Raw genomic sequence first — 21990 nt, 5'->3', positions numbered from 1 at the left:
TTATCCTAGTTTCAAATTTTTTCTAACCACATTTTCCAAGTATTCTGGAGAATAAGGTTTAGTGATATATTCAGTCATACCCACTTCAACACCTCTTAAGCGGTCAGTTTTACTTGTTCTTGAAGTAACTGCAATGAGTGGTAAGTTACGATATTTAGAATACTTTCTAATTTCACCAGCTAAGGTGTATCCATCCATTCTTGGCATTTCGATATCTATAAGCATTGCATCAATATCATGTTCGCCAGATTTTATAATATTCAATGCTTCAACACCATTTGTTGCTTCAACTAAACTAACTCCTAGCGGTTCTAAAGCTTTTTGCATTAAAGTTCTATCCATTTTAGAATCATCTACAATTAAGACTTTATAATCACTTGGTTGTTCTTTAGGTTTTTTCGCACTTGATTCTAATTGCGCTTTAATATCAACTTTAATTTCTTTGGCCATATCCATCATAGCACCTACATCAATGATTAATGTCACTCTACCATCGCCACGGATTGTAGCTCCTGCTATACCTTGGATATTTTGTAAATAATCACCCATAGATTTAATAACTATCTCTTCTTGTCCTACAAGAGTATCTACTATAATACCAAGCTTGCTTTCTGCTACCCCTATAACAACGACATAAGTTTGATCGCCGCTTTCAAGGACTTGTTTAACTCCAAATACATCTGAAAGTCTCACAAGAGAAAGCACTTCATCTCTTAAGCGTAATACATTTTTACCTTCGATAGTATAGATATCATCAATTGGCACTCTAACTGTTTCAAGAACGCTTGCAAGTGGAATTGCATAGAATTCCTCTTGAGTTCCTACAAGTAAAGATTGAATGATTGCCAAGGTAAGAGGAATTTTAAGCTTAAACGAACTTCCTTTACCTAACTCACTATCAATTTCAATTACCCCATTTAGTTTTTCGATGTTGGTTTTAACAACATCCATTCCTACGCCACGACCTGAAACATTTGTTACTTTAGCCGCAGTTGAAAAACCAGGTTTGAAAATCAAAGCAAAAGCTTCTTTGTCTGTCATTTGATCTGCTTCTCTTTCGGTAATCAAATTTTTCTCTATAGCTTTTGCTTTTAAGCCATTTGGATCAAGTCCTTTACCATCATCTGTAATTTCTACAACGATGTGATTGCCTTCATTATAAGCTTTAAGTTGAACTATGCCTTTTTCAGGTTTTCCATTCGCTGCACGAGTTGCTGGATCCTCAACACCATGGTCACATGAATTTCTAATCATATGCATGATAGGATCGCCAATTTCCTCTACGATAGATTTATCAAGTTCAGTTTCTTCACCTGTAATTTCAAGTTCTATTTGCTTTCCTAATTCACGACTCAAATCACGAACAACTCTTGGAAATTTATTGAAAACTTTTGCTATAGGCTGCATTCTTGTTTTCATTACAGCAAGTTGAACATCGGTTGTAATGATGCTTAGCTGACTTACGACTTGATTAAGCTCTTCAAGGAATTTTTCTCCTTCATAACGCTCTTCAACATCATCATAAATTTTAAGCAAACGGTTTTTGCCTAAAACAAGCTCCCCAATTAGATTCATTAAGTGATCTAATCTTTTTACTTCCACGCGTATGGTTTGATCCATGCTGCTAGCATTGCTACCTGAAGCAGGAACCTTTTTCTCTCCACTTTCTGCAGGTTTATTTGCTGTATTGTTAGTCGGTTTAGGTGTTGCATTTGTTGTTTGTTTCTTTTGTGCACGACGAGCTTGATCTTCAGCTTTTCTAACTTTTAAAAGTCTTTCTATTTCAGCTTCAACTTCAGAATCACTTAATTGATTAACATCTACTTCAGGTTCAGGAGTAGTTGTTTCTTGTTTTGGTACTTCTGGTTCTGCTTGTGGAGTAGATTTTTCATTTAAATCTGTTGCCGCAACAGGAGACTCTCCCTCTGAAATAGCTGTTAATCTTGCGCAAATTGGTTCTATGTCCATACCAATAGCAGTATCGTTGCCATTATCGCGAATAGAATTAAGCAGAGTTTTCATTCTATCAATAGACTCTAAAACTACATCCATGATATCTGGAGTTATTTTTAACTCGCCATGTCTTGCTTTGTTTAAAACATCTTCCATGTGGTGAGTTAACTTTGTTAAAACATCAAAATTTAAGAAACTTGATGATCCTTTAACCGTATGCGCAACACGGAAAATTCTATTTAATAATTCTAAGTCTTCTGGATTTGATTCAAGCTCTACTAAATCATGGTCGATTTGCTCAACAAGCTCAAAAGCTTCAACCAAAAAGTCTTCAAGTATTTCTTGCATATCTTCCATATTTTACCCCTGTTCTTGAGATTGATGTTTTTTAATAACCTTTGCAATTTCATTGAAGAAATCGCTAGCGTTAAATTTGACAAGATAGCCTTCTCCACCAGCTTCTTGAACACCTTTCTCATTCATAAATTCATTTGATAAAGACGAGTTAAAGACTATAGGAATATCTTTAAATCTTGGATCTTCTTTAATGCGTGCAGCAAAGTGGAAACCATCCATTTGTGGCATTTCGACATCGCTTACTATAATTTTTAAAGTATCATTTAAACTTTCACCATAAACTTGGCTTAATTCTTCTAATTTGTTTATGCCCTCTACGCCGTCTTTAGCTTCAACAACTTGAAAGCCCATCTGTTGCATCATTTCTTTGACGCGTTTTCTAGCAGTCATGCTGTCATCAAGTATAAGTGCTGTTCCAGTAAATTTTTCTATTTTTCCAAAATCTATATCTGTTTTTGGAGCGTAAATTCCTAAATCTTCAACAACACTTTCAAGATCTAAAATTAGCAACACTTCATCATTTTCAATGCGTGTTACACCTGTGATTTTACCTTTATCTAAAGCACCTGATCCTGTAGAAAAAGTTGCTGGTTCTATATCCTTCCAGTTTATTCTACGAATTCTTTTTGCTTCGTGAACTATAAAACCAATAAGAATATTGCTAAATTCAGTGATAATAACTCTAGGTTTTAGCATAGCGCTTTCTGGCTCAGTGATTTGCATCCATTTGGCAAGATTGACTACAGGTATAACCACTCCACGAAGATCAAAGATACCTTCGATGTAATCAGGTACACCTGGAAGTTCTGTAAGGCTTGGGATTTTTATAATTTCCCTTACCTTAGAAACATTTACACCATAAATTCCTTCATAGACTTTATCGTGTCCTTGCTTAAAGATACGGAAATCGACAAGCTCCATTTCATTTGAACCCGTTTTCACGATATTTTCATCAAACATTTTGACCCCTCAATTTCTGTTCTCGAAATTTGATTTCTTGTTGATATTCTACTACAAAAAAACTTCTCTCATATGCAAAACTAGCTAAGTTAAGATATTTAATGTTTTCTTTGTTGATTTGATGATTTTGATGATAGTGTCCTTCACATACCCAAAATCCTAAATTTTCATATCTTTCATATCTTTTTTTTGCTAAATTTTCAAAATCTTTTATTTGATAAAAAAGGTTTTTTTTGTTTTGATTTTGAAGAATTTTATTTGAAATAAAATTACAAGTAATAATATTTAAAAAATTCAAAAATATAAGCAAATAATGATTTCTTAATATTTTAAGAGTAAATTGTAAAAGAGGTGGTAAAAAAATATCTCCGTGAGCTAATTTTATAAAAGCGTTATTTAAAACAAGATTATTACCTTTACTTGTATGCAAACTAAGCTTTATGGGTTGCTTTTGTAAGTTAAAAATTTTTACCCTTTTAAAAAAACAAGAAAGATTAAAATCATGATTGCCTTCTAAGTAGATAATTTCAATCTTTAAGGCCAATTCTTCTAAAAGTTCTATGTAAGGTTTAGCAAATTCATGTGTAGCAGAGATTTCACCTATAAGTAAATCAAAAATATCACCCATAAGTATGAGTTGAGGGGTGGAAATTTTACCTTTTTTTAAGGTTTGTAAAAATTCCCAAAATCCCTTTCTCTGTTCATTTTCATGAGCATCCGCGATTAAAATCGCTCCATTTTGTAGTAAAATTTTTTATCCTTAAAATTTCAAAGGCTCATAATTTATAGAAAGGATTTCAAATTCACTCTCACCTTTTGGCAAACGCACTTTAAAATCATCTCCTTCTTTTTTCCCAAGCATAGCTTTTGCTATTGGAGATGCGATGGAAATATAACCCTTATCTAAATCTCCTTCGCAAATTCCTACTAGAGTATATTTGCTTTCTTTTTCTGTATCCAAATCCATGATCACAACACTTGAGCCAAATTTCACACTATCATGTTCATAGCTTGAAGGATCGATCACTTGAGCTCTTGCTAGCAAGTCACTAAGCTCTGCTATACGACTTTCAATTAAAGCTTGTTTTTCTCTTGCAGCATGGTATTCCGCATTTTCTTTTAAATCCCCATGACTTCTTGCTGTATCGATTTCTATTACAACAGCGGGACGTTGATTATCTTTCAAATCTTTTAATTCTGCGGCTAATTTATCATAGCCAAATTGACTCATTGGTTCTTTTTGCATGATTTATCCTTTTATATTTCGCTTAGGATTTTTGCTAAATTTTTAGCACTTCCAAAATTTAAATACTCTTTTAAAAAATCAACTTTAGCAAAAAATGCCTTATAATCATATTTATTATAAGCTTCATATAAATTTAAAACATTGACTTCATCTTGTAAAAATTCGGGATTTAAAGCTTCTTTTCCAGCAAAATCACAAAAAATATTTGCAAGTCCTATATGTTTTAATTTTACAAAAAGTTTTGCGATAAAAATATCAATCGCTTTTGCTTTGTAAGTAAGGATAAAAGGAGTTCCCACTAAAGCTGCTTCTAAAGTAGCCGTTCCGCTACAAATAAAGGCAAAATCAGCTTTTTTAAGTACTTTTGGAGTATGGCTTTCTATTTTAAATTCGCTAATATCACTATAAATTTCTAATTTTTCAAGATTAAATGGGGGAACGCAAAGAATTTTTTCACCCTTAAATTTTTGCGAGAGTTCCTTAAAAATAGGCATTAAACGCTTAATTTCACTACGCCTTGAACCTGGTAAAAAGGCTATAGTTTTTTCATCATCTTTTTTTGAAAATGTAAGATTAATGTCTTCTTTATTTTTAAATTCTTTTATCTCATCTAAAAGAGGATGGCCTACATAAGTGCTTTTGTTAAAAAACTGATTATCAAAAGGCAAAATAGAAGCTAAAATATCAAAATGACTTTCTATGATAGGTATGCGACTTTTTTTCCATGCCCAAACTTGAGGTAAAATATAATAAATGCGCGGAATTTTACTGCCTGCTTTTTTTAAAGCTTTAGAAAAAGGTATGTTAAAAGCGGGCGAATCTATACATAAAATCCCATCTATTTTTTGAGTAAAACTTAAATTTACAAGCTCTTTTATAGCTTTTTTTGCTTTAAAAATCAAAGGTAAAACTTCTATAAAACCCATAGCACTAAATTCATGTGAGCTATAAAGTGGCTTAGAATTTAGATCAAATTCTTTGCATAAGCTCTCATCATAAATCCCATGAATTTCAAATTCGCCAAAATCTTTTTTATAAGCTTTTAAAACTTCTTTTAAATGCAAATTTGCTGAAGGCTCTAAAGCACAAACTAAAAAGGTTTTCAAAAAATTTCCTTATCAATATTTTAAACATTTTATCTTATTTTGGCTTAATTAAAAGAAGTTATGCAAGAATATACGCTAAAAGTGTATATGAAGGTTTATTTTCTCCAGTAGTATTTTCTGAAAATTTTCTTAATATTTATAAACATATATTGCATCGATTTATTAAATATTTTAATTACTCGCAAGCTTTTATTTTAGCTTGCTTGCAAGTAATTAATAAATAGGGGTTGCTTCTATAATAGCTGGGGTAAAAAACATTAATTCATTTAAATCTAAAAATAAAGCTGAATCTAAAGTACATGGTTGTATACCAAAACGTTTTTCTATTGGAACATTTGGGTTGTAAAATATTTTTATACATTCTCTTCCACCTTCAACTAAAGATCTTATTTGAACTGCTGAGCTAGTTGTTGGCATAATAGAAAATATAGTTTCTAACTTTCCATCTTTTAAATCTTGTTTGCATGATTTCCCTCCAAAAAAACCACTTTCTAGTATCGCCAAACAAATATCATCATCGTTTGGATTTACAAATTGCACATAACCAAAGCGTAACAATTCCCCTAATTCATCTTTTTGTTTTAATTCATCGCTAAGTATAATTTCTCTTAAGATCCAATTTTGGTCTTTTAAATCTTCTGAAGTCTCTCTAAAAGGGCTTAAACTAATTCCTGTCTGTAAGGATCTAATAGTAAACATTGGTGTAAAATCAGATAAATCGCCAGGTTCTTCGATAGATTTAGATAAGCTTAATAAAACCAATATTAAAATAACAATTTTTTTCATACAACACCTTATATTAAAAAAATTTTCTAAAATTCACAGGAAAATGATCTGAAGCTAAAAATGTTCTAAGTCCAGCAGCAGCTAGTATAGCTAGTATAGCTGGGGGAGTATATCTTCTGGTTGTATCAGAATTTCCTGTAACAGCGTAATCAAGAACACCACCACTTGCTTGAGTATAAGATGCAGGAGAAACAAAATGTACTCGGTTTCTTAATCCTTGATCTAATAAAGACATTAATGAATTTGGATCTCTATTAAAATCTCCCAAGATCATCCAATTAATCAGAGGCATATTTCTAAAATGCATATCAACAGCAGTAACTATAGCTCCTGCATCATTTCCACCTCTTGCTAAAGCATGTGCGTTAAAAAATACATCATTGCAAATACGGATTCCTATGATAGGTCTTGAAGCAACGGTTGGAGGAGGTAAAACAATTACTTCATCCGCTTGTCTTCTACTTACTATTGCCATATTAACTCTATTTGCTCCTACATCAATTCTTGAATAATATATAAATACTGAATTAGGACGCGATGAAGTTCCCAAATTCCATTCGTATTCATGAATAGGAATACCCACACCAACAGGTTGGACTTGTCTTTGAGTCATCGTTGCGGTAGACGGTAAAACTCCTGCTTCTTGGACGGCTAAAACATCCATAGGGTTGCTTCCTGTAACAAGTTGTCTAATGCTAATATTCCATTTACTTTCTGTTGATGCTGAAGAACCTTGCAAATTCCATGTTCCAACATTATAATCTTCTAAAGAAGCAAAACTCAAATTGATACTTAAAATAATCAATAATATTTTTTTCATATTCAACTCCAATTGAATTATCTATAAGGATTTCGAGCGGTATAGGTAGGAGGTGCTATGTACCACTGTCTATCTAAATTTTTTTCTCCTGATTTTACACATTCGGTGAGAAATATTTTATAATAGCTTAAATTAAATTCTTTCATAACATCATGTATCGGCGTTTGAATACATTGCTTGGTCGCTAAATTTTGAATTTGATATGCACCGTTGTCCATAGGAAGAAGGGTCCAAAATTGAGCGTAATTACTTTGATCGCAAGGGTAATGGACGATCCCTTCGCCATAAGCATTTAGACATGTGAGTGTTTTGACATTTTTAATCATAACTTTATTTTGAGGAAATTCTATAAGCTGCCATACATTTGCATCGCCAAAAGGTCTGCTTGAATATAATGTATAACCCCATATCCAATTTCCTGGTCTTAAAGCCCATACAGTTAAAGCTGCTCCTGATGGACCCATTATGGTTATGTAATCACTAAAATATCCTCTGTTTTCATATACAGGAACATTGTTAAATTCTCCGTTTGATTGCGTTCTAGGCGAAGGTCCTTTAATAAAATCATTACCTTTAAAAGTATTTGTTTTTATTACAGGTGGTTCTAAAGGAACATCTTTTGGTATCAAATCTGAACCATCAACTAAAGCAGGAGTTTCTTGTTTGGCTGGTATTGTAGGTGTTTTTCCTATTTTAAGCGGATCGCTATCATGTAAATCACCATAAGATCGTCCCAGAGGATTAAGCTCTTTAGAAGAGCATCCGATAAAAAATATCAATAATAAGCTTAATACTATCATAGAATGAAATTTTTGCATTTTTTCTCCTTGAGTGAATTAAGATATCGATAAGTATAATAATATAATTTTAAAAATGTATAAAAAATTATAATTTAAGATTAAATAATTGTCTTCTATAAAAGAATAAAATTTTAATTTTTTGGAAAAATTATAGTTATAAAAAAATATATTAATATCAAAATGAAAGTTAATTTTAATAATAAAAAAAGTTTTTTTATTATTAAAATTTAAACTATGGAATTTTAAGTTTTTAAGAATAAAAATATAAATGAGTATGGAATTTAAAATATTTGAACATTAGAAGAGTTACGATTAAAATCGTGATTTTAAAGTGTAGATTGGACTAAATAATAAAAATTAAGTTGATTTTAAGTTAATTGTGAATTGCTTTATTGAGTTGAGAATAAACGAATTAATTATAAAGAACATTTCTATATAGCTTTGTTTGTGTTTATTCTTAAAGCTTTTTATGTTAAAATATCCAATAAGGAAAAGCAATGAAAGAAATTCTTATCACTAATGACGATGGCTATGAAAGCGAAGGACTTAAAAAACTCATTAAGATGTTAAAAAAAGAATTTAAAGCCAAGATCACCATAGTAGCTCCTGCTAGTGAAAAATCAGCTTGTTCACACTCCATAACCCTAACCAAACCTTTGCGTTTTGTTAAAGTAGGAAAAAGATTTTACAAGCTTGATGATGGCACTCCAGCAGATTGTATTTATCTTGCGCTTCACGCACTTTATAAAACACGCTTGCCTGATCTTGTAATCAGTGGGATTAACAAAGGAGCAAACGTAGGTGAAGATATTACCTACTCAGGAACTTGTGCAGGAGCTATGGAGGCGGTTTTACAAGGAATTCCTGCTATCGCTCTTTCTCAATTTTATAAAAAAAGCGAAAAAGAACTAGACTATAAAAATGCTTTAAAAATTACCAAAAAAATCATTCAAAATATTTTTGATAAAGGTTTTCCTTTGGAAAAAAAAGAATTTTTAAATATCAATTTTCCTGCAAAATCAAAAATCAAAGGCATTAAAATTTGTAAAGCAGGCAAAAGGGTTTATAATTTTGAAGCCCACTCAAATGTCAATCCGAGAGGAGTTGAGTATTATTGGCTTGCAGCAGCGAATTTAGACTTTGAAGATGAGAAAAATAGCGATATTGTCTTACTTAAAAAAGGCTACGCTACAATAACCCCTATAATGCTGGATCTTACAGCTTATGAAAAAATGAAAAAAGTTAAAAAATGGTTAAAGGCAAATGATGAATGATAGATTTACACGTATAAAATGGCTAGTTGGAGAAGAAAAATTTCAAAAAATTTCACAAACAAAAGTTCTGGTTTGCGGACTTGGTGGAGTGGGTGGAATTTGCGTTGATGCACTTTATCGTAGCGGTTTTAAAAACCTTACTTTAATCGATGCGGATAAATTTGAAATCACCAATCAAAATCGCCAAATTCATAGCGAAAATATAGGCGAAGAAAAAGCTAAAGTATTTGAAAGAATTTACAAGGCTAAAGGTATAGTCAGCAAAATCGATGAAGATTTTTTAGAAAATTTTGATTTAAGCGAGTTTGATCTTATCATAGATGCCATTGATGATATCCCTGTAAAAGTAGCTTTGGCTCATCTTATAGATTTTAAAAAACAAATTTTTATCTCTTCAACAGGTGGAGCTAGAAAGCTTGATCCAACACGCATTAAAACTACAAGTATTTTTAAAACTCACGGCGATGCTTTAGCTAAAAAATTCCGTTATGAGCTTAGAAAATCAGGTTTTAAGGGAAATTTTGATGTGGTATTTTCTGATGAAGAAGCACATTGTAAAGATTTGGGTTCTTTTATGGGTGTAACAGCTTCTTTTGGTTTGGCTTTAGCAAGTTTAGCAATGAGAAAAGTCTTATCAAAATATAAAGAGCAATGAGAAATTTTATTGTATTTATATTGTTTTTGAATATAGCCATTGGAGAGGATAAAATACTTGGTAATTTTTTTAAAGATTATAATACAAGTGGGACTTTTATAGTCTTTGATGGAAAAAATTATGCAAGTAATGATTTTCAAAGAGCTAAACAAGCCTTTTCTCCTGCTTCAACTTTTAAAATTTTTAATGCTTTAATTGCGCTTGATAATGGTGTAGTTAGAGATACAAAGGAAATTTTTTATCATTATAAGGGCGAAAAAGTATTTTTGCCCTCTTGGAAACAAGATGCTAGTTTAAGCTCAGCTATAAAACGCTCTCAAGTGCCTGCTTTTAAAGAATTGGCAAGAAAAATAGGACTTAAAACCATGCAAGAAAGCTTAAATAAACTTTCTTATGGAAATGCAAAAATTTCAAAAATCGATACTTTTTGGCTAGATAATTCTTTACAAATTTCTGCAAAAAATCAAGCTGATTTACTTTTTAAATTTTCGCAAAATTCTTTACCTTTTTCTAAAAAAATTCAAGAAGAAGTTAAAGAAATTATTCTTTTTAAGGAAGATAAAATCCAAAAAATTTATGCTAAAACAGGTTTTAATGATAATATCAATTTAGCTTGGATTGTTGGATTTGTAAAGACTGAAAACAAAATTTTATCTTTTGCTTTAAATGTTGATATAAAGGACATTAAAAATATTAAAATAAGGGAAAATTATTAAATAAGTATTTAGCTAATTTTTCCAACAATAATAGGATTAAAAGCTTTTACTGAAAGTATGAGAGTATCGCCTATTTTTATATCTTGATAAGCTTTTAAAAATTCCTCTTCACTAAGAGTGATTTTAATAATATCTTGATTTAAAAGCAAGGTTAAAACCACTAAAATATCACTTTTTTTAATTTCTAGCAAAGTTGCACTCAAACGCAATTTTGCACTAATACTTGAATGAGTAAAAAATTCATTTTTAGGAAAATCCTTAATGATTTTTCCATTTTTAAGTTCTAAAATTCTATGACTTAACTTATAAATTTCAGTTAGATCGTGACTGACTAATAAAGTGCTTATCTTAAAATATTCTAAAATTTTAGCCAATTCATCTTGTAAATTGGCACGCATTTTAAAATCCAAAGCACTCAAAGGCTCGTCTAAAAGCAAAATTTTTGGTTCCCTTGCTAAAGCTCTTGCTAAGGCCACTCTTTGTGCTTGTCCTCCGCTTAAATGTTTAGGATAAATTTTAGCCAAATTTTCAAGACCCATTAAGGCTAAAAGCTCACTAATCTTTGTCTTAGAACTAGTGGCATAGGCGATATTTTCTTTTACATTCATATTTGGAAAAAGCGCATAATCTTGAAAAACAAAACCGATTTTTCTTTTTTGCAAAGCTAAACTAAAATTTTTTGAAGAATCAAACCAAAGTTCATTATCTACTTCTATACGCCCCAATTTAGGCTCTATAAGTCCTGCTATGATTTTTAAAAGAGTGGTTTTTCCTGCTCCGCTTTCGCCAAAAAGTGCGGTAATTTTTCCTGATTCTATATCTTTTTTAAAATTTAAATCCAGTCTTCCTTTGGCAGTATTCATAGGATGATTGATATTAATTTTTATCATTGAAAACTCATTTTTTTATTGACAAAATAAAGACTAAAAAGCACTAAAAAAGAAAAAATAAACAATATAAAAGCATATTGATGTGCCAAGCTATAGTTTAAGATTTCAAGTTCATCATAAATAGCTATACTAGCTACTAAAGTTTCACCTTGTTTATGTCCTCCTATCATCATCACGACTCCAAATTCACCCACAGTATGGGCAAAACTCATCGCACAAGCACTAAAAATTCCTGCTTTAGAATTAGGTAAAATCACTCTAAAAAGAGTATAAATTTTACCTTTACCTAAACTATAAGAAGCATCGAGCAAATTTGGATTGATCGATGAAAAGGCACTTTGCAAAGGATTTACCATAAAAGGCAAAGAAAAAATTAAAGAAGCAAAAACAAGACCTTCAAAACTAAAAACCAAAGAAAGATTAAAATATTCTTTTAAAACTTGCCCTAAAAAACTATTAGCCGAAAAAGTTACAAGCAAATAAAATCCCAAAACACTAGGAGGTAAAATCAAAGGCAAAGAAATAAAGCTTTGAAGGATTGTTTTAAAAGGAAAACGCACAAAACTTAACAAATAAGCTAAAAATACACCAATAAAAAAAAGAATAAAAGTCGTGATAAAAGCAAGTTTAAAAGTAAGATAAAGGGTTTGTAAAAAAGCTGGATTAAGCATTATGACTCCTTAATACAATATCATTTGCTTTTACAAAACAAAGCCATTCTTGATTTTCACAAAGTTCAAGTTCTAAAGCTTTTTCTTTGGTGATGATACTAGAAAGCTCGTTATCTTTAAAATCAAAAAATATCTGATACAAAAGTTCGCCTTTTTTAATTTTTGTAATTTTAGCTAAAAAAGAATTTTCAACACTTAAAAGAGTTTTACTTGTGCTAAAACAAAGCTCATGCTCTTTAAAAAGAAGTTCTACACTCGCACCAATTTTTAAATTTTCTAAAGATTTTAATTCAAGCATTAAAACACTAAAAATCACTTCTTTAGAAAGTATTTTAACAATAACTATATCCTCTTGATTTAAAAGCTCACAAATTTGTCCTTTTATAAGGTTCATGGTGTGCTAAATCCGTATTTTTTAAAAATCTCTTTTGCTTTTAAAGAGCCAATAAATTCGCTAAATTCAAAGGCTAATTTTTTATTCTTAGCATATTTTGTGATGACATAACTTTGCTCTAAAGGGCTAAAATACTTTGGATTAATAATACTTGTTTTACCTTTAGGATGATTAATAGGAGAAACTAAAGAATAAGCCACTATAGCTATATCTGCATTTTTACTATCTACATGTAAAACAGGCACTGAGATATTTTCACCTAAAACGATTTTATCCTTAAAAAGCTCATTTAAATCCAAATTTTCAAGCACTTCTTTAGCCGCTACTCCATAAGGAGCTACTTTAGGATTGGCTATGCTTAGATGCGTGATTTTACCTGCCTTTTCTTTTAAATTTTCAACACCTCCTTGGAGTAAATTTTCATCCAAACTATACAAAGCCAAAACTCCTAAAACATAAACTTTTGGCTTTATTAAGGCATTTTTATCATCATAAATAGCCTTAGCATATTTAGTATCCGCTGAAAAAAAGAGATCAAATTCTCTTCCTTGTTTTAAAAGCTCATAATATTTTCCAGAAGCACCAAAAACCAATTCTATTTTATCTTCTGGATGTGTTTTCAAAAACTCATCTTTAACTTCACTCATTGCCTTTGAAGCTGAAGAAGCTACAAAAATGCTTAAATTTTGTGCATTTAGATGTAAGGTAAAAAACAAAATCCCAAAAAATACTATAAACTTTTTCATTTAGTTTTCCTTGTGTAAAAATTTAATTTTTGGATTATAACACAAAAAATTCATTTTATATCATTTTTGCATAAAATAAATACAGGATGATAAGTGAGTTTGTTTTGAAATTTTTCTTCAAATTCTTTTAAAAAACCTTTATTTAAAGGATAAAATCCTAAAGAATTTACACCGCTAAATTTTAAATGTCTAAAAACATCTAAAGCATTATTAAAACTTAATTTTATGAGTTCTTGAGTGATTTTTACTTCATCAAAATAGATTTTAAAAATTTGCTCTAATTCATTTAAGCTAAAATAATTTAAACCAAAACCCGTGCTTTGTTTGATTTCTTTTAAATTTTGTTTTGCAAAAGTAGAAAGAAGTAAAATCCCATTTTGATTCAGCATATCCCTAAGACTTGGTATAATGCGTTTTAAATCAAGCCATTGCAAAGTTGCATTTGAAACAATAAGATCAAATTTCTCTTTACTTAAATCCTGTTTTGCAATTTCATTCATATTAAAAATTAAAATATTAGAATTTTCTTTAAAATCTAAAATATCGTTTCTTAAATACTCATTAAAAGTAATGAAATTTTGAAGTTTTTTGCTAAATTCACCTCTACCACAACCAAATTCAAACACTTTTTCAAAATGTGAAATTTTTAAATCTTTTAAAATTTCACAAAGTTTTAAACCCATAAAATCTTGCACTTTTGCATGTTTTTCATAATCTTTTGCTTTTAAAAAATTCAAATTTCATCCCAAGTTTTAAAATCAAAAAAAGCAAAATGCGGTTCATCTAAAAAAATAAGTTTTGAAAAAGCATTTTTTAAAGTATTTGGTGGAAAAATTTTATCTTCTTTACTTGAATAAACCTTATCCCAAAGCAAATTTTCTTCTTGTTTTGTTAAAGCAAAGTCAAAAAGTTTTTCAAGTTCTATTTTTAAAGCTTTTTCATCTTTAAAAATAAAATCTTTGACTAAGCTTTTGTGTTCTTCAAATAAAACTTCTTTGAAATTTTCTAATTTAAAATTTTGCAGGGTTTTTTTAAAAATTGTAGGATGAATTCCTTTTGATTTATCTATACCTAAATTTGTGCCATTTATGGCTATTTTTTGTTTAAAATTAAGCTCTTTTAAAAGTCTATTTGCTACGCAAACCCCCATAGAAAAAGCGATTAAAAAAAGTTCATCAAAAGCTTTGAAATCAAAATTTAAATCAAAATTTTCATAATCATAAAATAAAATCACATTTTTATTGCTTTTTAAATGCGAAAAATGACTAGGATGTGAAGCAAATCCTCCAAATATCACTATAAGTTTTTTTGAATCAGGATTTTTACATAAAAATTCATATTTCATAAAAGCTCTATTATCCTTTCAAGTTCTTCTGTGTTAAGTCCTGCATGTAAGGAAAAACGAATTCTGGCTTTATTCTTTGGCACGGTAGGTTCTTTGATCGCAGGAGCAAAAAATCCAGCTTTTTGGAGTTTTTGTGAAATTTCTAAGGCTTTTTTATTTTCACCTAAAAGTAAGCAAATGATATAAGCATCGCCTAAAACAGTGTGATTTTTTTCTTGCAATTTACTTTTAAAAAAAGTGCTTAAAAGTTCTAATTTTTCTCTTTCTTTCTTAAAACAAGGTATTTTTTTAAAAATAAATTGTGTCCAAGCTACATTAATAGGTGGCAAGGCTGTAGAATAAATAAAAGCTCTAGCTTTGTTGATGAAAAATTTTTTATATTTTTCATCACATATCATACAAGCACCTATGGAAGCAAGGGCTTTTCCAAAGGTAAAAACCAAAAAATCCACTTCATTTTCTAAGGCTAGTTTTTTAACAAGCCCCAAACCCTCTTTATCAAAACAACCCACGCTGTGTGCTTCATCTATATAAAGCTTAATTTTATCATAATGTTTTTTAAGCTCACACAAAGTTTTAAAATCGCTAAAATCTCCATCCATACTAAACAAAGCTTCGCTTAAAACGATGATATTTTCATAATTTTCATAATGTTTTTGGATTAAACTCTCTAAATGATTCATATCTTTATGATGAAAACGAAAAAAATCAGCTCCGCCAAGTCTTAAACCATCAATCATACTTGCATGAATAAATTTATCGGTTAAAAAAAGCGTCTTAGAAACGCTAGAAAGTGCTGCTATACAAGAGATATTTAGATGATAACCACTATTAAAATGTAAAATTTCCTTATCTTTAAATTTAGTCTTTAAAAAACTTTCTAATTCTTCATAAATTTCAAAATTTCCACTCAAACTTCTTGAACTCGAACTTGAAAAAAACAAATCTTGCTCTTTTAAGGTATTTAAAAACTCAGCTTTTAACTCTTTAGAAGACGCCAAATAAAGATAATCATTTCCTGCTAAATTTAAAAGTTTTTGATCTTGCTTATAAACAAATTTATTTTCATGTTTTAAAGGCGTTAGAGTTCTTAGATTGTGATTTTGCTCTAGATCTTGCAAAATTTTTTCAAGCTTCATTTTTTTCCTGTAAATTTAAAAATTTAAAGTATTATTTTGCCAAAATATTTTTAAAAAAGAAGTTATAATGCAAAATCAAATCTTAAAAAATCTCGATTTAAAACACATTTGGCACCCTTGCACACAAATGAAAGATCACGAAACCCTACCTTTAATCCCTATAAAAACAGCAAAAGGCGTGTGGCTTTATGATTTTGATGATAAAGCTTATATGGATTGTGTGAGTTCTTGGTGGGTAAATCTTTTTGGTCATTGTAATGAAAAAATCGCAAATGCCATTAAAAAACAAGTTAATGAGCTTGAACATGTGATTTTAGCAGGTTTTACACATGAGCCTATCATCAAACTTTCGGCTAGACTTTGTGAAAAAGTGGGGCGTGATTTTAATAAATGTTTTTATGCAGATAATGGCTCAAGCGCCATTGAAGTAGCACTTAAAATGAGTTTTCATTATCATTTAAATAAAGGTTTGAAAAAAAATAAATTTTTATCCCTAAGCAATTCCTATCATGGCGAAACCTTAGGGGCTTTAAGTGTGGGTGATATTGCACTTTATAAAGATACTTACAAAGCCTTGCTTTTAGAGTGTTTAAGCACTCCTGTGCCACAAGGTAAAGACTATACTAAAGAGCTTGAAATTTTAAAAGATATTTTAGAAAAAAATGCAAGTGAAATTTGTGCTTTTATACTTGAACCCTTGGTGCAATGTGCAGGAAATATGCATATGTATGAAGCTAGCTTTATCGATGAAGCGATCAAGCTTTGTCATGCTTTTAATGTGCAAGTGATTTTTGATGAAATTGCAGTAGGCTTTGGACGCACAGGAACTTTGTTTGCCTTACATCAATGCAAACAAAGCCCTGATTTTATCTGCCTTTCAAAAGGGATAACGGGTGGATTTATGCCACTTTCTGTAGTGCTTACAAGAGATGAAATTTATAATGCTTTTTATGATACTTATGAAAGCCAAAAGGCTTTTTTACATTCTCATAGCTATACGGGAAATACCTTAGCTTGTGCAGCAGCTAATGCGGTTTTAGATATCTTTGAAAATGAAAATATTTTAGAAAAAAATCAAATTTTAAGTACCTTTATCCAGCAAGAATTTTCAAAACTTAAAAAATTTGATTTTTTAGGAAATTTTAGAACTTGCGGAATGATTAGTGCTTTTGACATTTTAAGCCATAAACACGAACGCGTGGGACTTTTTGTATTTCAAAAAGCCTTAGAAAAAGGCTTGCTTTTAAGACCTTTAGCAAACACTATATATTTTATGCCTCCTTACATCATCACAAAAGAACAAATCGTTTATGTGGTGGAAAGTTTAGAGCAGATTTTTAAGGAATTTTAAGTTGTAAAATTTCTTGCATTTGTTCCTTAAAATCTTTATTTAAAATACTATTTTCATCAAAAAAATCAAGATTGATTATAGGAATTTTTGCATAATTTTTTATAAAATCATCTTGCAAGGTATCTTTTTTGCCCATCATTATAAGGGCTAAAAGATTGATATTTCTTTGCTTTAAAGCTTCAATGCTAAGCAAGATATGATTAATACTTCCAAGATAGTATTTTGCTACTAAAATCGTAGGGTGTTTAAAAATATTCATAAAATCAATCATAGTGTAATTTTCATCCATAGGAGAAAAAAGCCCACCCGCAAGCTCAATAAGTAGGTTCTTACTTTTTGGTAAAATGATATCTCGAGCTTTATAATCAAGCTTTTCTTTGATTTTTCCAAGATGAGGAGAAGCTGGAGTTTGCAAAAAAATACCTTCTTTAAAAACCTTTGTTTTTGGGCTAAATTTTGCAATAAACTCGCTATCTGTTGGAGTTCCTGCTTGAATGAGTTTAAAATAATCATAGTTAAAATTCGCACAAAAAGCTGCACTAAAATGTGTTTTTCCTACATCAGTATGTATTCCACTTACATAAATTTGCACAAAAAATCCTTAAGAAAGAAATTTTAAACCCACTGTACAAGCAATAATCACAGTGATTAAAAAAAGTTTTAAAAAACTTTTACTTTCTTTATAAAAAAGCACTCCTATCATTACCCCACCAGCGGTTCCAGCTCCTGTCCATATAGCATAAGCAACACTCATAGCGATATTTTGCATACTTAAACTTAAAAAAGTAAAAGAAAATCCAAAACACACTATCAAAGCCAAAAGGTAAAGCTTGTTTTTAGTGCTTACAAGTTCTTTCATGATTACCACACCAAAAATTTCACAAGCAGTAGCTAAAAACAAATAAAACCATTCCATAACTAAGCTTCCTTGCTTACCCGTTTAAGGGCTATAATGCTTAAAAGTAAAATCGCTATAAGCACAAGTTTAATTACAGAAACAGCCTCGTTAAAAATAAACATTTCATTTAAAACCACTCCTATAGTGCCAATGCCTACAAAAACACTATAAGTAATGCTTACTTCAAGTCTTTCACAAGCTTTTAAAAAACAAGTAAAAGAAATACAAACTCCAATGGCTGTTAAAATATAATGCCAAATTTCTGTAGAATATTTAAGTCCGCTTACCCAAAAGCATTCTATAATCCCACCTAAGATTATTAAAAACCAAGCTATATTGATATTGAATTTTTCATTCACATGAAGCCTTAAATTAACATAATATTTGTAAAACAAATTATATCTTAAAGAAATTAAAAGAAGCTATAAATTTACTTTTCCATAAGCCAAAATTAGATATAATCAAAGCTCATTTTTTAAGAAAGGACAAAAGATGTTAGAAGGTATCGTTAGAGAGAGTATCGGTAGAAAAGCTGCTAAAGCTTTAAAAAGAGATGGTTATCTAATCGCAAACATCTATGGAAAAGGATTAGAAAATATCAATGCCGCTTTTAAAGTAAATGAGTTTATTAAAGAAGTTCGTAAAAAAACTACTTTAATTTTTGATGTAAAAGTAGGTTCTCAAACTTTAAGCGTTGTAGTTGTGGATTATCAAAAAGATCCTGTAACTGCAGAACTTAAACATGTGGATTTAAAAGTTGCACAAAAAGGTGTGATTTCTAAATACATGGTTCCAGTTAAAATCACAGGAACAGCTATAGGTCTTAAAAATAAAGGTGTTTTAATCCAATCAAAAAGAAGATTAAAAGTAAAATGTGCAGCTGAAAATTTACCAAATTTCTTCGAACTTGATGTAAGTAAACTTGATGTGGGTGATGCTTTACTTGTTCGTGATATTGTAGTTCCTGCAGGAGTAACTATAATTGATGCTGATAGAGTAGCGGTTGTAGGCGTAGAAAAAGCTAGATGATTTTAGTCGTAGGGCTTGGCAATATAGGCGTAGAGTATGAAAATACCCGTCATAATGTCGGTTTTATGCTAATTGACTTGCTTTTAAAAGAAAGCAATTTTACAAATCTTACAAACTCTAAATTTAAAGGAGAACTTTTTAAAATAGGTTCTTCTTTACTTCTTCTTAAACCTAGCACTTATATGAATAATTCAGGACTTAGTGTAAAAGCAGTGAATGATTTTTATAAATGCGAAAGAATGATAGTTATCCATGATGATATAGATATAAATTTAGGATCCTTGCGCTTTAAAAAAGGCGGTTCAAGTGGTGGACATAATGGACTTAAAAGCATAGATACTTTATGTGGAAATGATTATGAAAGAGTGCGTATAGGAGTGGGAAAGGGTGAAAATGTGATTTCTCATGTTTTAGGTAAATTTAAACCCGAAGAAGAAATAACCTTAAGCAAAGTTTTAGAGCATACAAAAAAAGCTTTGCTTGAGCTTATTGAAAATGATGATTTGTCTGCTATATCATCCAAATACAGCCTAAAGGCTTAAGATGTGGATATTTTTTCGTTTTATTTCAGGGATTTATCTAAAAAATTTTTTTATTATATTTTTTTCTTTACTTGGTTTTTATTGCGGTATTGATTTGCTCTTAAATTTTAAAGATCTACCAAAAGCCGCAAATCTTGATTTGCTTTATATTATGTTTTTATCTTTCTCGGCAGTGCCTTATGTATTACCCATTTCTTTGATTTTTGCTTTGGTAGTTTCTTTGATTTCTATGATCAGAGCAAATGAATTTGTAAGTCTTTATGCGTTAGGACTGAGCAGAAATTATGTTATTTTATTTCCTTTTTTATGGGCTTTATTTTTTTGTTGTATTTATATAGGATTGAATTTTACTTCTTTTGCTTATGCAAATGATTATAAGAGAAATATTTTAAAAAATGGCACTATTATGAATCAAAGTGGAGAAGTGTTTTTGAAATTTAACAATAATTTTGTTTATATTTCAAAGATAAACAATGGACAAAATAGTGCTCAAAATATAAAAATTTTTAATATCAATGATTTAAATTTAAGCTCTTTTGTAAGTGCTAAAAATGCTTATTTTGAAGGTGAAAGTTGGATTTTGCGAGATGGTAATATTACATTATTACCTAAAAATTATGAACTTGCTAATGATGGTTTAAAGATACAAGATTTCTCCGAGCTTAAATCACTTGAGGGTTTTAAACCAAAGATTATAGAAGGGGTTGCTAGTAATAGTGATTATTCAATATCTGATGCACTTGAAAGTTTTGAGCTTTTTAAGGCGCAAAATGTCAATACAGATGCTCTTAAAATCAATCTTTATAAATTTGTTTTTACTCCTTTTTTTGCACCATTTTTAATGCTTATTATGTATTATTTTTTTCCTGTAATAGCAAGATTTTTTAATCTTGCTTTTATAGCTTTTATAGCTTTTGTAGTGACTTTGATGATTTGGGGAGTCTTGTTTTTGCTTACTAGATTAAGCGAAAATAGTGTGATTGCAAGTGAAATTGGCATTGTAGTGCCTATTATAATTTTGGGTTGTTTAAGTGCTTATATGTATTATAAGCATCGATAAATTAAGCTTTGTGTAGTAAAATTATAAAAATTAAAGGTTAAATATGGATTATAAACAATTAAAGCAAGAATTTAATACTCCTTTTTATATTTACAATTTTGATTTCATAAAAGAGCGTCTTTTAAATCTCAAAGAGGCTTTTAAGGCTAGAAAATCTCAAATTTTTTACGCCGTAAAAGCCAATTCAAATTTAAGTTTGTTGCAAATGCTTGCAAATTTAGATAGTGGATTTGATTGTGTAAGTATAGGCGAGGTAAAGCGTGCCTTAAAAGCAGGAGCAAAAGCTTATAAGATTATTTTTAGTGGAGTAGGAAAAACCAAAGAAGAGTTAAGACAAGCTTTAGAATATGATATTTTATATATTAACCTTGAAAGTGAAGCTGAAATGATGCTTTTAGAAAGTGTGGCTAAAGAACTTAATCTAAAGGCAAGAATCAGTATTCGTGTTAATCCAAATGTTGATGCAAAAACTCATCCTTATATTTCTACAGGATTAAATGAAAATAAATTTGGTGTTGAAATTGATATAGCAAGAAAAATGTATCTTTATGCAAAAAATTCATCTTTTTTAGAGCCTGTTGGAGTGCATTTTCATATAGGTTCGCAACTTTTAGATATTTCTCCTATTCATGAAGCAGCAGCCATTGTCGCAAAACTTGTAAGAGAGTTAAAAGCCTTGCAAATCGATCTTAAATTTTTTGATATAGGCGGTGGCTTGGGTGTGGCTTATGAAAAAGATGAGTGCGAACCTGATCTTTATAATTATGCACAAGGTATATTAGCACAACTTCATGGGCTTGATTTAACCATAGGAATGGAGCCTGGAAGGTATTTAGTTGCTAAAAGTGGAGAATTTGTTTGTTCAGTACTTTATGAAAAACAAAATAAAACCAAGCGTTTTGTTGTAGTAGATGGAGCGATGAATGATCTTATACGCCCAAGTTTATACGAGGCTTATCATGAAATAATCTTACCTTATAATCAAGCTCAAGAGAGTTTATGTGATGTTGTGGGCGGAATTTGTGAGAGTGGAGACTTTTTTGCTAAAGCAAGGTCTTTACCCAGCACTCAAAGTGGTGATATAATGGTTATTAAAAATACTGGAGCTTATGGTTTTAGCATGAGTAGTAATTACAATACTCGTAATAAAGTTTGCGAATTAGCCCTCGAAGAAGGACAGGTAAGATTGATCCGTCAAAGAGAAAATTTTGAAGATCAAATCGCTTTAGAAGAGAAATTTTTAAAGGCTTAA

General features: G+C 30.2%; 25 protein-coding genes and 1 pseudogene. 8 read left to right on the top strand and 18 right to left on the bottom strand.

Annotated elements, in window-relative coordinates; genetic code table 11:
• The 8 genes from AJ936_RS02985 to AJ936_RS02950 all read right to left on the bottom strand — a co-directional run bounded on the left by AJ936_RS02985 (nt 1) and on the right by AJ936_RS02950 (nt 8046).
• A complete protein-coding gene (locus tag AJ936_RS02985) occupies nt 1-2310 on the bottom strand; it encodes a chemotaxis protein CheW (RefSeq protein ID WP_070248617.1) in 2310 nt (769 codons plus the stop codon).
• Between the two features lie 3 nt (nt 2311-2313).
• Nucleotides 2314-3270, bottom strand: coding sequence for a chemotaxis protein (locus tag AJ936_RS02980; protein WP_002934096.1), 957 nt, complete (start codon nt 3268-3270; stop codon nt 2314-2316).
• A complete protein-coding gene (locus tag AJ936_RS02975) occupies nt 3263-4021 on the bottom strand; it encodes a UDP-2,3-diacylglucosamine diphosphatase (RefSeq protein WP_350223072.1) in 759 nt (252 codons plus the stop codon). The genes AJ936_RS02980 and AJ936_RS02975 overlap by 8 nt, the downstream gene beginning before the upstream one ends.
• 9 nt (nt 4022-4030) lie before the next feature.
• Nucleotides 4031-4516, bottom strand: coding sequence for a transcription elongation factor GreA (greA, locus tag AJ936_RS02970; protein WP_002851733.1), 486 nt, complete (start codon nt 4514-4516; stop codon nt 4031-4033).
• An 11-nt stretch (nt 4517-4527) separates the two neighbouring features.
• Complete coding sequence (lpxB, locus tag AJ936_RS02965; protein ID WP_070248615.1) at nt 4528-5622, bottom strand: lipid-A-disaccharide synthase; 1095 nt, start codon at nt 5620-5622, stop codon at nt 4528-4530.
• Nucleotides 5623-5835: 213 nt separating this feature from the next.
• The gene (locus AJ936_RS02960; protein WP_002861073.1) at nt 5836-6408 is read right to left on the bottom strand and encodes a cytolethal distending toxin subunit A; all 573 of its coding nucleotides are present in this window, start codon (nt 6406-6408) and stop codon (nt 5836-5838) included.
• 13 nt (nt 6409-6421) lie between these two features.
• Entirely contained in the window at nt 6422-7228 is an 807-nt protein-coding gene (locus AJ936_RS02955) for a cytolethal distending toxin subunit B family protein (protein ID WP_044780366.1), read from the bottom strand.
• 17 nt (nt 7229-7245) lie between these two features.
• Entirely contained in the window at nt 7246-8046 is an 801-nt protein-coding gene (locus AJ936_RS02950; RefSeq protein ID WP_070210117.1) for a cytolethal distending toxin subunit A/C, read from the bottom strand.
• Nucleotides 8047-8525: 479 nt separating this feature from the next.
• Between AJ936_RS02950 and surE the strand changes: the two genes are divergently transcribed.
• The 3 genes and pseudogenes from surE (at nt 8526) to blaOXA (ending at nt 10726) form a co-directional block, all read left to right on the top strand.
• The gene (gene surE / locus AJ936_RS02945; protein WP_044780369.1) at nt 8526-9302 is read left to right on the top strand and encodes a 5'/3'-nucleotidase SurE; all 777 of its coding nucleotides are present in this window, start codon (nt 8526-8528) and stop codon (nt 9300-9302) included.
• Nucleotides 9292-9957 (top strand): ThiF family adenylyltransferase, encoded by a 666-nt coding sequence (locus AJ936_RS02940; protein ID WP_079396828.1) that lies wholly within the window; start codon nt 9292-9294, stop codon nt 9955-9957. Before surE ends, AJ936_RS02940 begins: the two co-directional genes overlap by 11 nt.
• Nucleotides 9954-10726, top strand: a pseudogene (gene blaOXA / locus AJ936_RS02935) (OXA-184 family class D beta-lactamase). Before AJ936_RS02940 ends, blaOXA begins: the two are co-directional and overlap by 4 nt.
• Here blaOXA and AJ936_RS02930 read toward each other — a convergent pair.
• From AJ936_RS02930 to AJ936_RS02900, 7 genes are read right to left on the bottom strand one after another with little or no spacing between them, the layout of a single operon-like run.
• A complete protein-coding gene (locus AJ936_RS02930; RefSeq protein ID WP_070210119.1) occupies nt 10682-11563 on the bottom strand; it encodes a sulfate/molybdate ABC transporter ATP-binding protein in 882 nt (293 codons plus the stop codon). The pseudogene blaOXA and the gene AJ936_RS02930 sit on opposite strands and share 45 nt — an antisense overlap.
• On the bottom strand, nt 11560-12234 hold the full coding sequence (modB, locus tag AJ936_RS02925; RefSeq protein WP_070210120.1) for a molybdate ABC transporter permease subunit: 675 nt from the start codon (nt 12232-12234) through the stop codon (nt 11560-11562). Before modB ends, AJ936_RS02930 begins: the two co-directional genes overlap by 4 nt.
• Nucleotides 12227-12628 (bottom strand): molybdopterin-binding protein, encoded by a 402-nt coding sequence (locus AJ936_RS02920; protein WP_070210121.1) that lies wholly within the window; start codon nt 12626-12628, stop codon nt 12227-12229. Before AJ936_RS02920 ends, modB begins: the two co-directional genes overlap by 8 nt.
• Nucleotides 12625-13374, bottom strand: a complete 750-nt coding sequence (gene modA / locus AJ936_RS02915) for a molybdate ABC transporter substrate-binding protein (RefSeq protein ID WP_070210122.1) — start codon at nt 13372-13374, stop codon at nt 12625-12627. Before modA ends, AJ936_RS02920 begins: the two co-directional genes overlap by 4 nt.
• A 50-nt stretch (nt 13375-13424) precedes the next feature.
• Nucleotides 13425-14111: a malonyl-ACP O-methyltransferase BioC gene (gene bioC / locus AJ936_RS02910; RefSeq protein ID WP_002880517.1), complete on the bottom strand. Its 687-nt coding sequence runs from the start codon at nt 14109-14111 to the stop codon at nt 13425-13427.
• Nucleotides 14108-14719 (bottom strand): pimeloyl-ACP methyl esterase BioG family protein, encoded by a 612-nt coding sequence (locus AJ936_RS02905; protein ID WP_002880516.1) that lies wholly within the window; start codon nt 14717-14719, stop codon nt 14108-14110. The genes bioC and AJ936_RS02905 overlap by 4 nt, the downstream gene beginning before the upstream one ends.
• Entirely contained in the window at nt 14716-15858 is a 1143-nt protein-coding gene (locus AJ936_RS02900; protein WP_070210123.1) for a pyridoxal phosphate-dependent aminotransferase family protein, read from the bottom strand. The genes AJ936_RS02905 and AJ936_RS02900 overlap by 4 nt, the downstream gene beginning before the upstream one ends.
• 67 nt (nt 15859-15925) lie before the next feature.
• On the opposite strand from AJ936_RS02900, the gene AJ936_RS02895 reads away from it, so the two are divergent.
• Nucleotides 15926-17209 carry an adenosylmethionine--8-amino-7-oxononanoate transaminase gene (locus tag AJ936_RS02895; RefSeq protein WP_002880514.1) on the top strand — a complete coding sequence of 428 codons (1284 nt, stop codon included), beginning with the start codon at nt 15926-15928 and terminating at the stop codon, nt 17207-17209.
• Here the strand turns inward: AJ936_RS02895 and AJ936_RS02890 are convergent.
• Genes AJ936_RS02890 through AJ936_RS02880 form a run of 3 tightly spaced genes read right to left on the bottom strand, consistent with a single transcriptional unit; the run spans nt 17196 to nt 18466 of the window.
• The gene (locus tag AJ936_RS02890) at nt 17196-17801 is read right to left on the bottom strand and encodes a dethiobiotin synthase (RefSeq protein ID WP_070274043.1); all 606 of its coding nucleotides are present in this window, start codon (nt 17799-17801) and stop codon (nt 17196-17198) included. The two genes, AJ936_RS02895 and AJ936_RS02890, sit on opposite strands and share 14 nt — an antisense overlap.
• 9 nt (nt 17802-17810) lie before the next feature.
• Nucleotides 17811-18125, bottom strand: coding sequence for a multidrug efflux SMR transporter (locus AJ936_RS02885; RefSeq protein ID WP_002857436.1), 315 nt, complete (start codon nt 18123-18125; stop codon nt 17811-17813).
• A 2-nt stretch (nt 18126-18127) separates the two neighbouring features.
• Entirely contained in the window at nt 18128-18466 is a 339-nt protein-coding gene (locus AJ936_RS02880; protein WP_002880510.1) for a multidrug efflux SMR transporter, read from the bottom strand.
• 133 nt (nt 18467-18599) lie between these two features.
• Between AJ936_RS02880 and AJ936_RS02875 the strand changes: the two genes are divergently transcribed.
• Genes AJ936_RS02875 through lysA form a run of 4 tightly spaced genes read left to right on the top strand, consistent with a single transcriptional unit; the run spans nt 18600 to nt 21990 of the window.
• A complete protein-coding gene (locus AJ936_RS02875; protein WP_002880509.1) occupies nt 18600-19136 on the top strand; it encodes a 50S ribosomal protein L25/general stress protein Ctc in 537 nt (178 codons plus the stop codon).
• Nucleotides 19133-19678: an aminoacyl-tRNA hydrolase gene (pth, locus tag AJ936_RS02870; protein ID WP_002861093.1), complete on the top strand. Its 546-nt coding sequence runs from the start codon at nt 19133-19135 to the stop codon at nt 19676-19678. The genes AJ936_RS02875 and pth overlap by 4 nt, the downstream gene beginning before the upstream one ends.
• A gap of 1 nt (nt 19679) precedes the next feature.
• The gene (locus tag AJ936_RS02865; protein WP_002880507.1) at nt 19680-20738 is read left to right on the top strand and encodes an LptF/LptG family permease; all 1059 of its coding nucleotides are present in this window, start codon (nt 19680-19682) and stop codon (nt 20736-20738) included.
• 43 nt (nt 20739-20781) lie between these two features.
• Nucleotides 20782-21990 (top strand): diaminopimelate decarboxylase, encoded by a 1209-nt coding sequence (gene lysA, locus AJ936_RS02860; RefSeq protein WP_070274042.1) that lies wholly within the window; start codon nt 20782-20784, stop codon nt 21988-21990.

This window comes from Campylobacter sp. BCW_6877 (assembly GCF_001762445.1).
Lineage (GTDB): Bacteria > Campylobacterota > Campylobacteria > Campylobacterales > Campylobacteraceae > Campylobacter_D > Campylobacter_D jejuni.
Note: the sequence above shows the minus strand (reverse complement) of the source record. Positions and strands in the feature narration are given on the sequence as shown.

Coding starts and splice junctions, on each gene's coding strand:
- surE (WP_044780369.1), top strand. CDS start 8,526: ATGAAAGAAATTCTTATCACTAATGACGATGGCTATGAAAGCGAAGGA.
- AJ936_RS02985 (WP_070248617.1), bottom strand. CDS start 2,310: ATGGAAGATATGCAAGAAATACTTGAAGACTTTTTGGTTGAAGCTTTT.
- AJ936_RS02895 (WP_002880514.1), top strand. CDS start 15,926: ATGCAAAATCAAATCTTAAAAAATCTCGATTTAAAACACATTTGGCAC.
- AJ936_RS02900 (WP_070210123.1), bottom strand. CDS start 15,858: ATGAAGCTTGAAAAAATTTTGCAAGATCTAGAGCAAAATCACAATCTA.
- AJ936_RS02905 (WP_002880516.1), bottom strand. CDS start 14,719: ATGAAATATGAATTTTTATGTAAAAATCCTGATTCAAAAAAACTTATA.
- AJ936_RS02875 (WP_002880509.1), top strand. CDS start 18,600: ATGTTAGAAGGTATCGTTAGAGAGAGTATCGGTAGAAAAGCTGCTAAA.
- AJ936_RS02885 (WP_002857436.1), bottom strand. CDS start 18,125: ATGGAATGGTTTTATTTGTTTTTAGCTACTGCTTGTGAAATTTTTGGT.
- AJ936_RS02930 (WP_070210119.1), bottom strand. CDS start 11,563: ATGATAAAAATTAATATCAATCATCCTATGAATACTGCCAAAGGAAGA.
- AJ936_RS02960 (WP_002861073.1), bottom strand. CDS start 6,408: ATGAAAAAAATTGTTATTTTAATATTGGTTTTATTAAGCTTATCTAAA.
- AJ936_RS02980 (WP_002934096.1), bottom strand. CDS start 3,270: ATGTTTGATGAAAATATCGTGAAAACGGGTTCAAATGAAATGGAGCTT.
- AJ936_RS02950 (WP_070210117.1), bottom strand. CDS start 8,046: ATGCAAAAATTTCATTCTATGATAGTATTAAGCTTATTATTGATATTT.
- AJ936_RS02940 (WP_079396828.1), top strand. CDS start 9,292: ATGATGAATGATAGATTTACACGTATAAAATGGCTAGTTGGAGAAGAA.
- modA (WP_070210122.1), bottom strand. CDS start 13,374: ATGAAAAAGTTTATAGTATTTTTTGGGATTTTGTTTTTTACCTTACAT.
- AJ936_RS02955 (WP_044780366.1), bottom strand. CDS start 7,228: ATGAAAAAAATATTATTGATTATTTTAAGTATCAATTTGAGTTTTGCT.
- lysA (WP_070274042.1), top strand. CDS start 20,782: ATGGATTATAAACAATTAAAGCAAGAATTTAATACTCCTTTTTATATT.
- modB (WP_070210120.1), bottom strand. CDS start 12,234: ATGCTTAATCCAGCTTTTTTACAAACCCTTTATCTTACTTTTAAACTT.
- AJ936_RS02865 (WP_002880507.1), top strand. CDS start 19,680: ATGTGGATATTTTTTCGTTTTATTTCAGGGATTTATCTAAAAAATTTT.
- pth (WP_002861093.1), top strand. CDS start 19,133: ATGATTTTAGTCGTAGGGCTTGGCAATATAGGCGTAGAGTATGAAAAT.
- AJ936_RS02920 (WP_070210121.1), bottom strand. CDS start 12,628: ATGAACCTTATAAAAGGACAAATTTGTGAGCTTTTAAATCAAGAGGAT.
- greA (WP_002851733.1), bottom strand. CDS start 4,516: ATGCAAAAAGAACCAATGAGTCAATTTGGCTATGATAAATTAGCCGCA.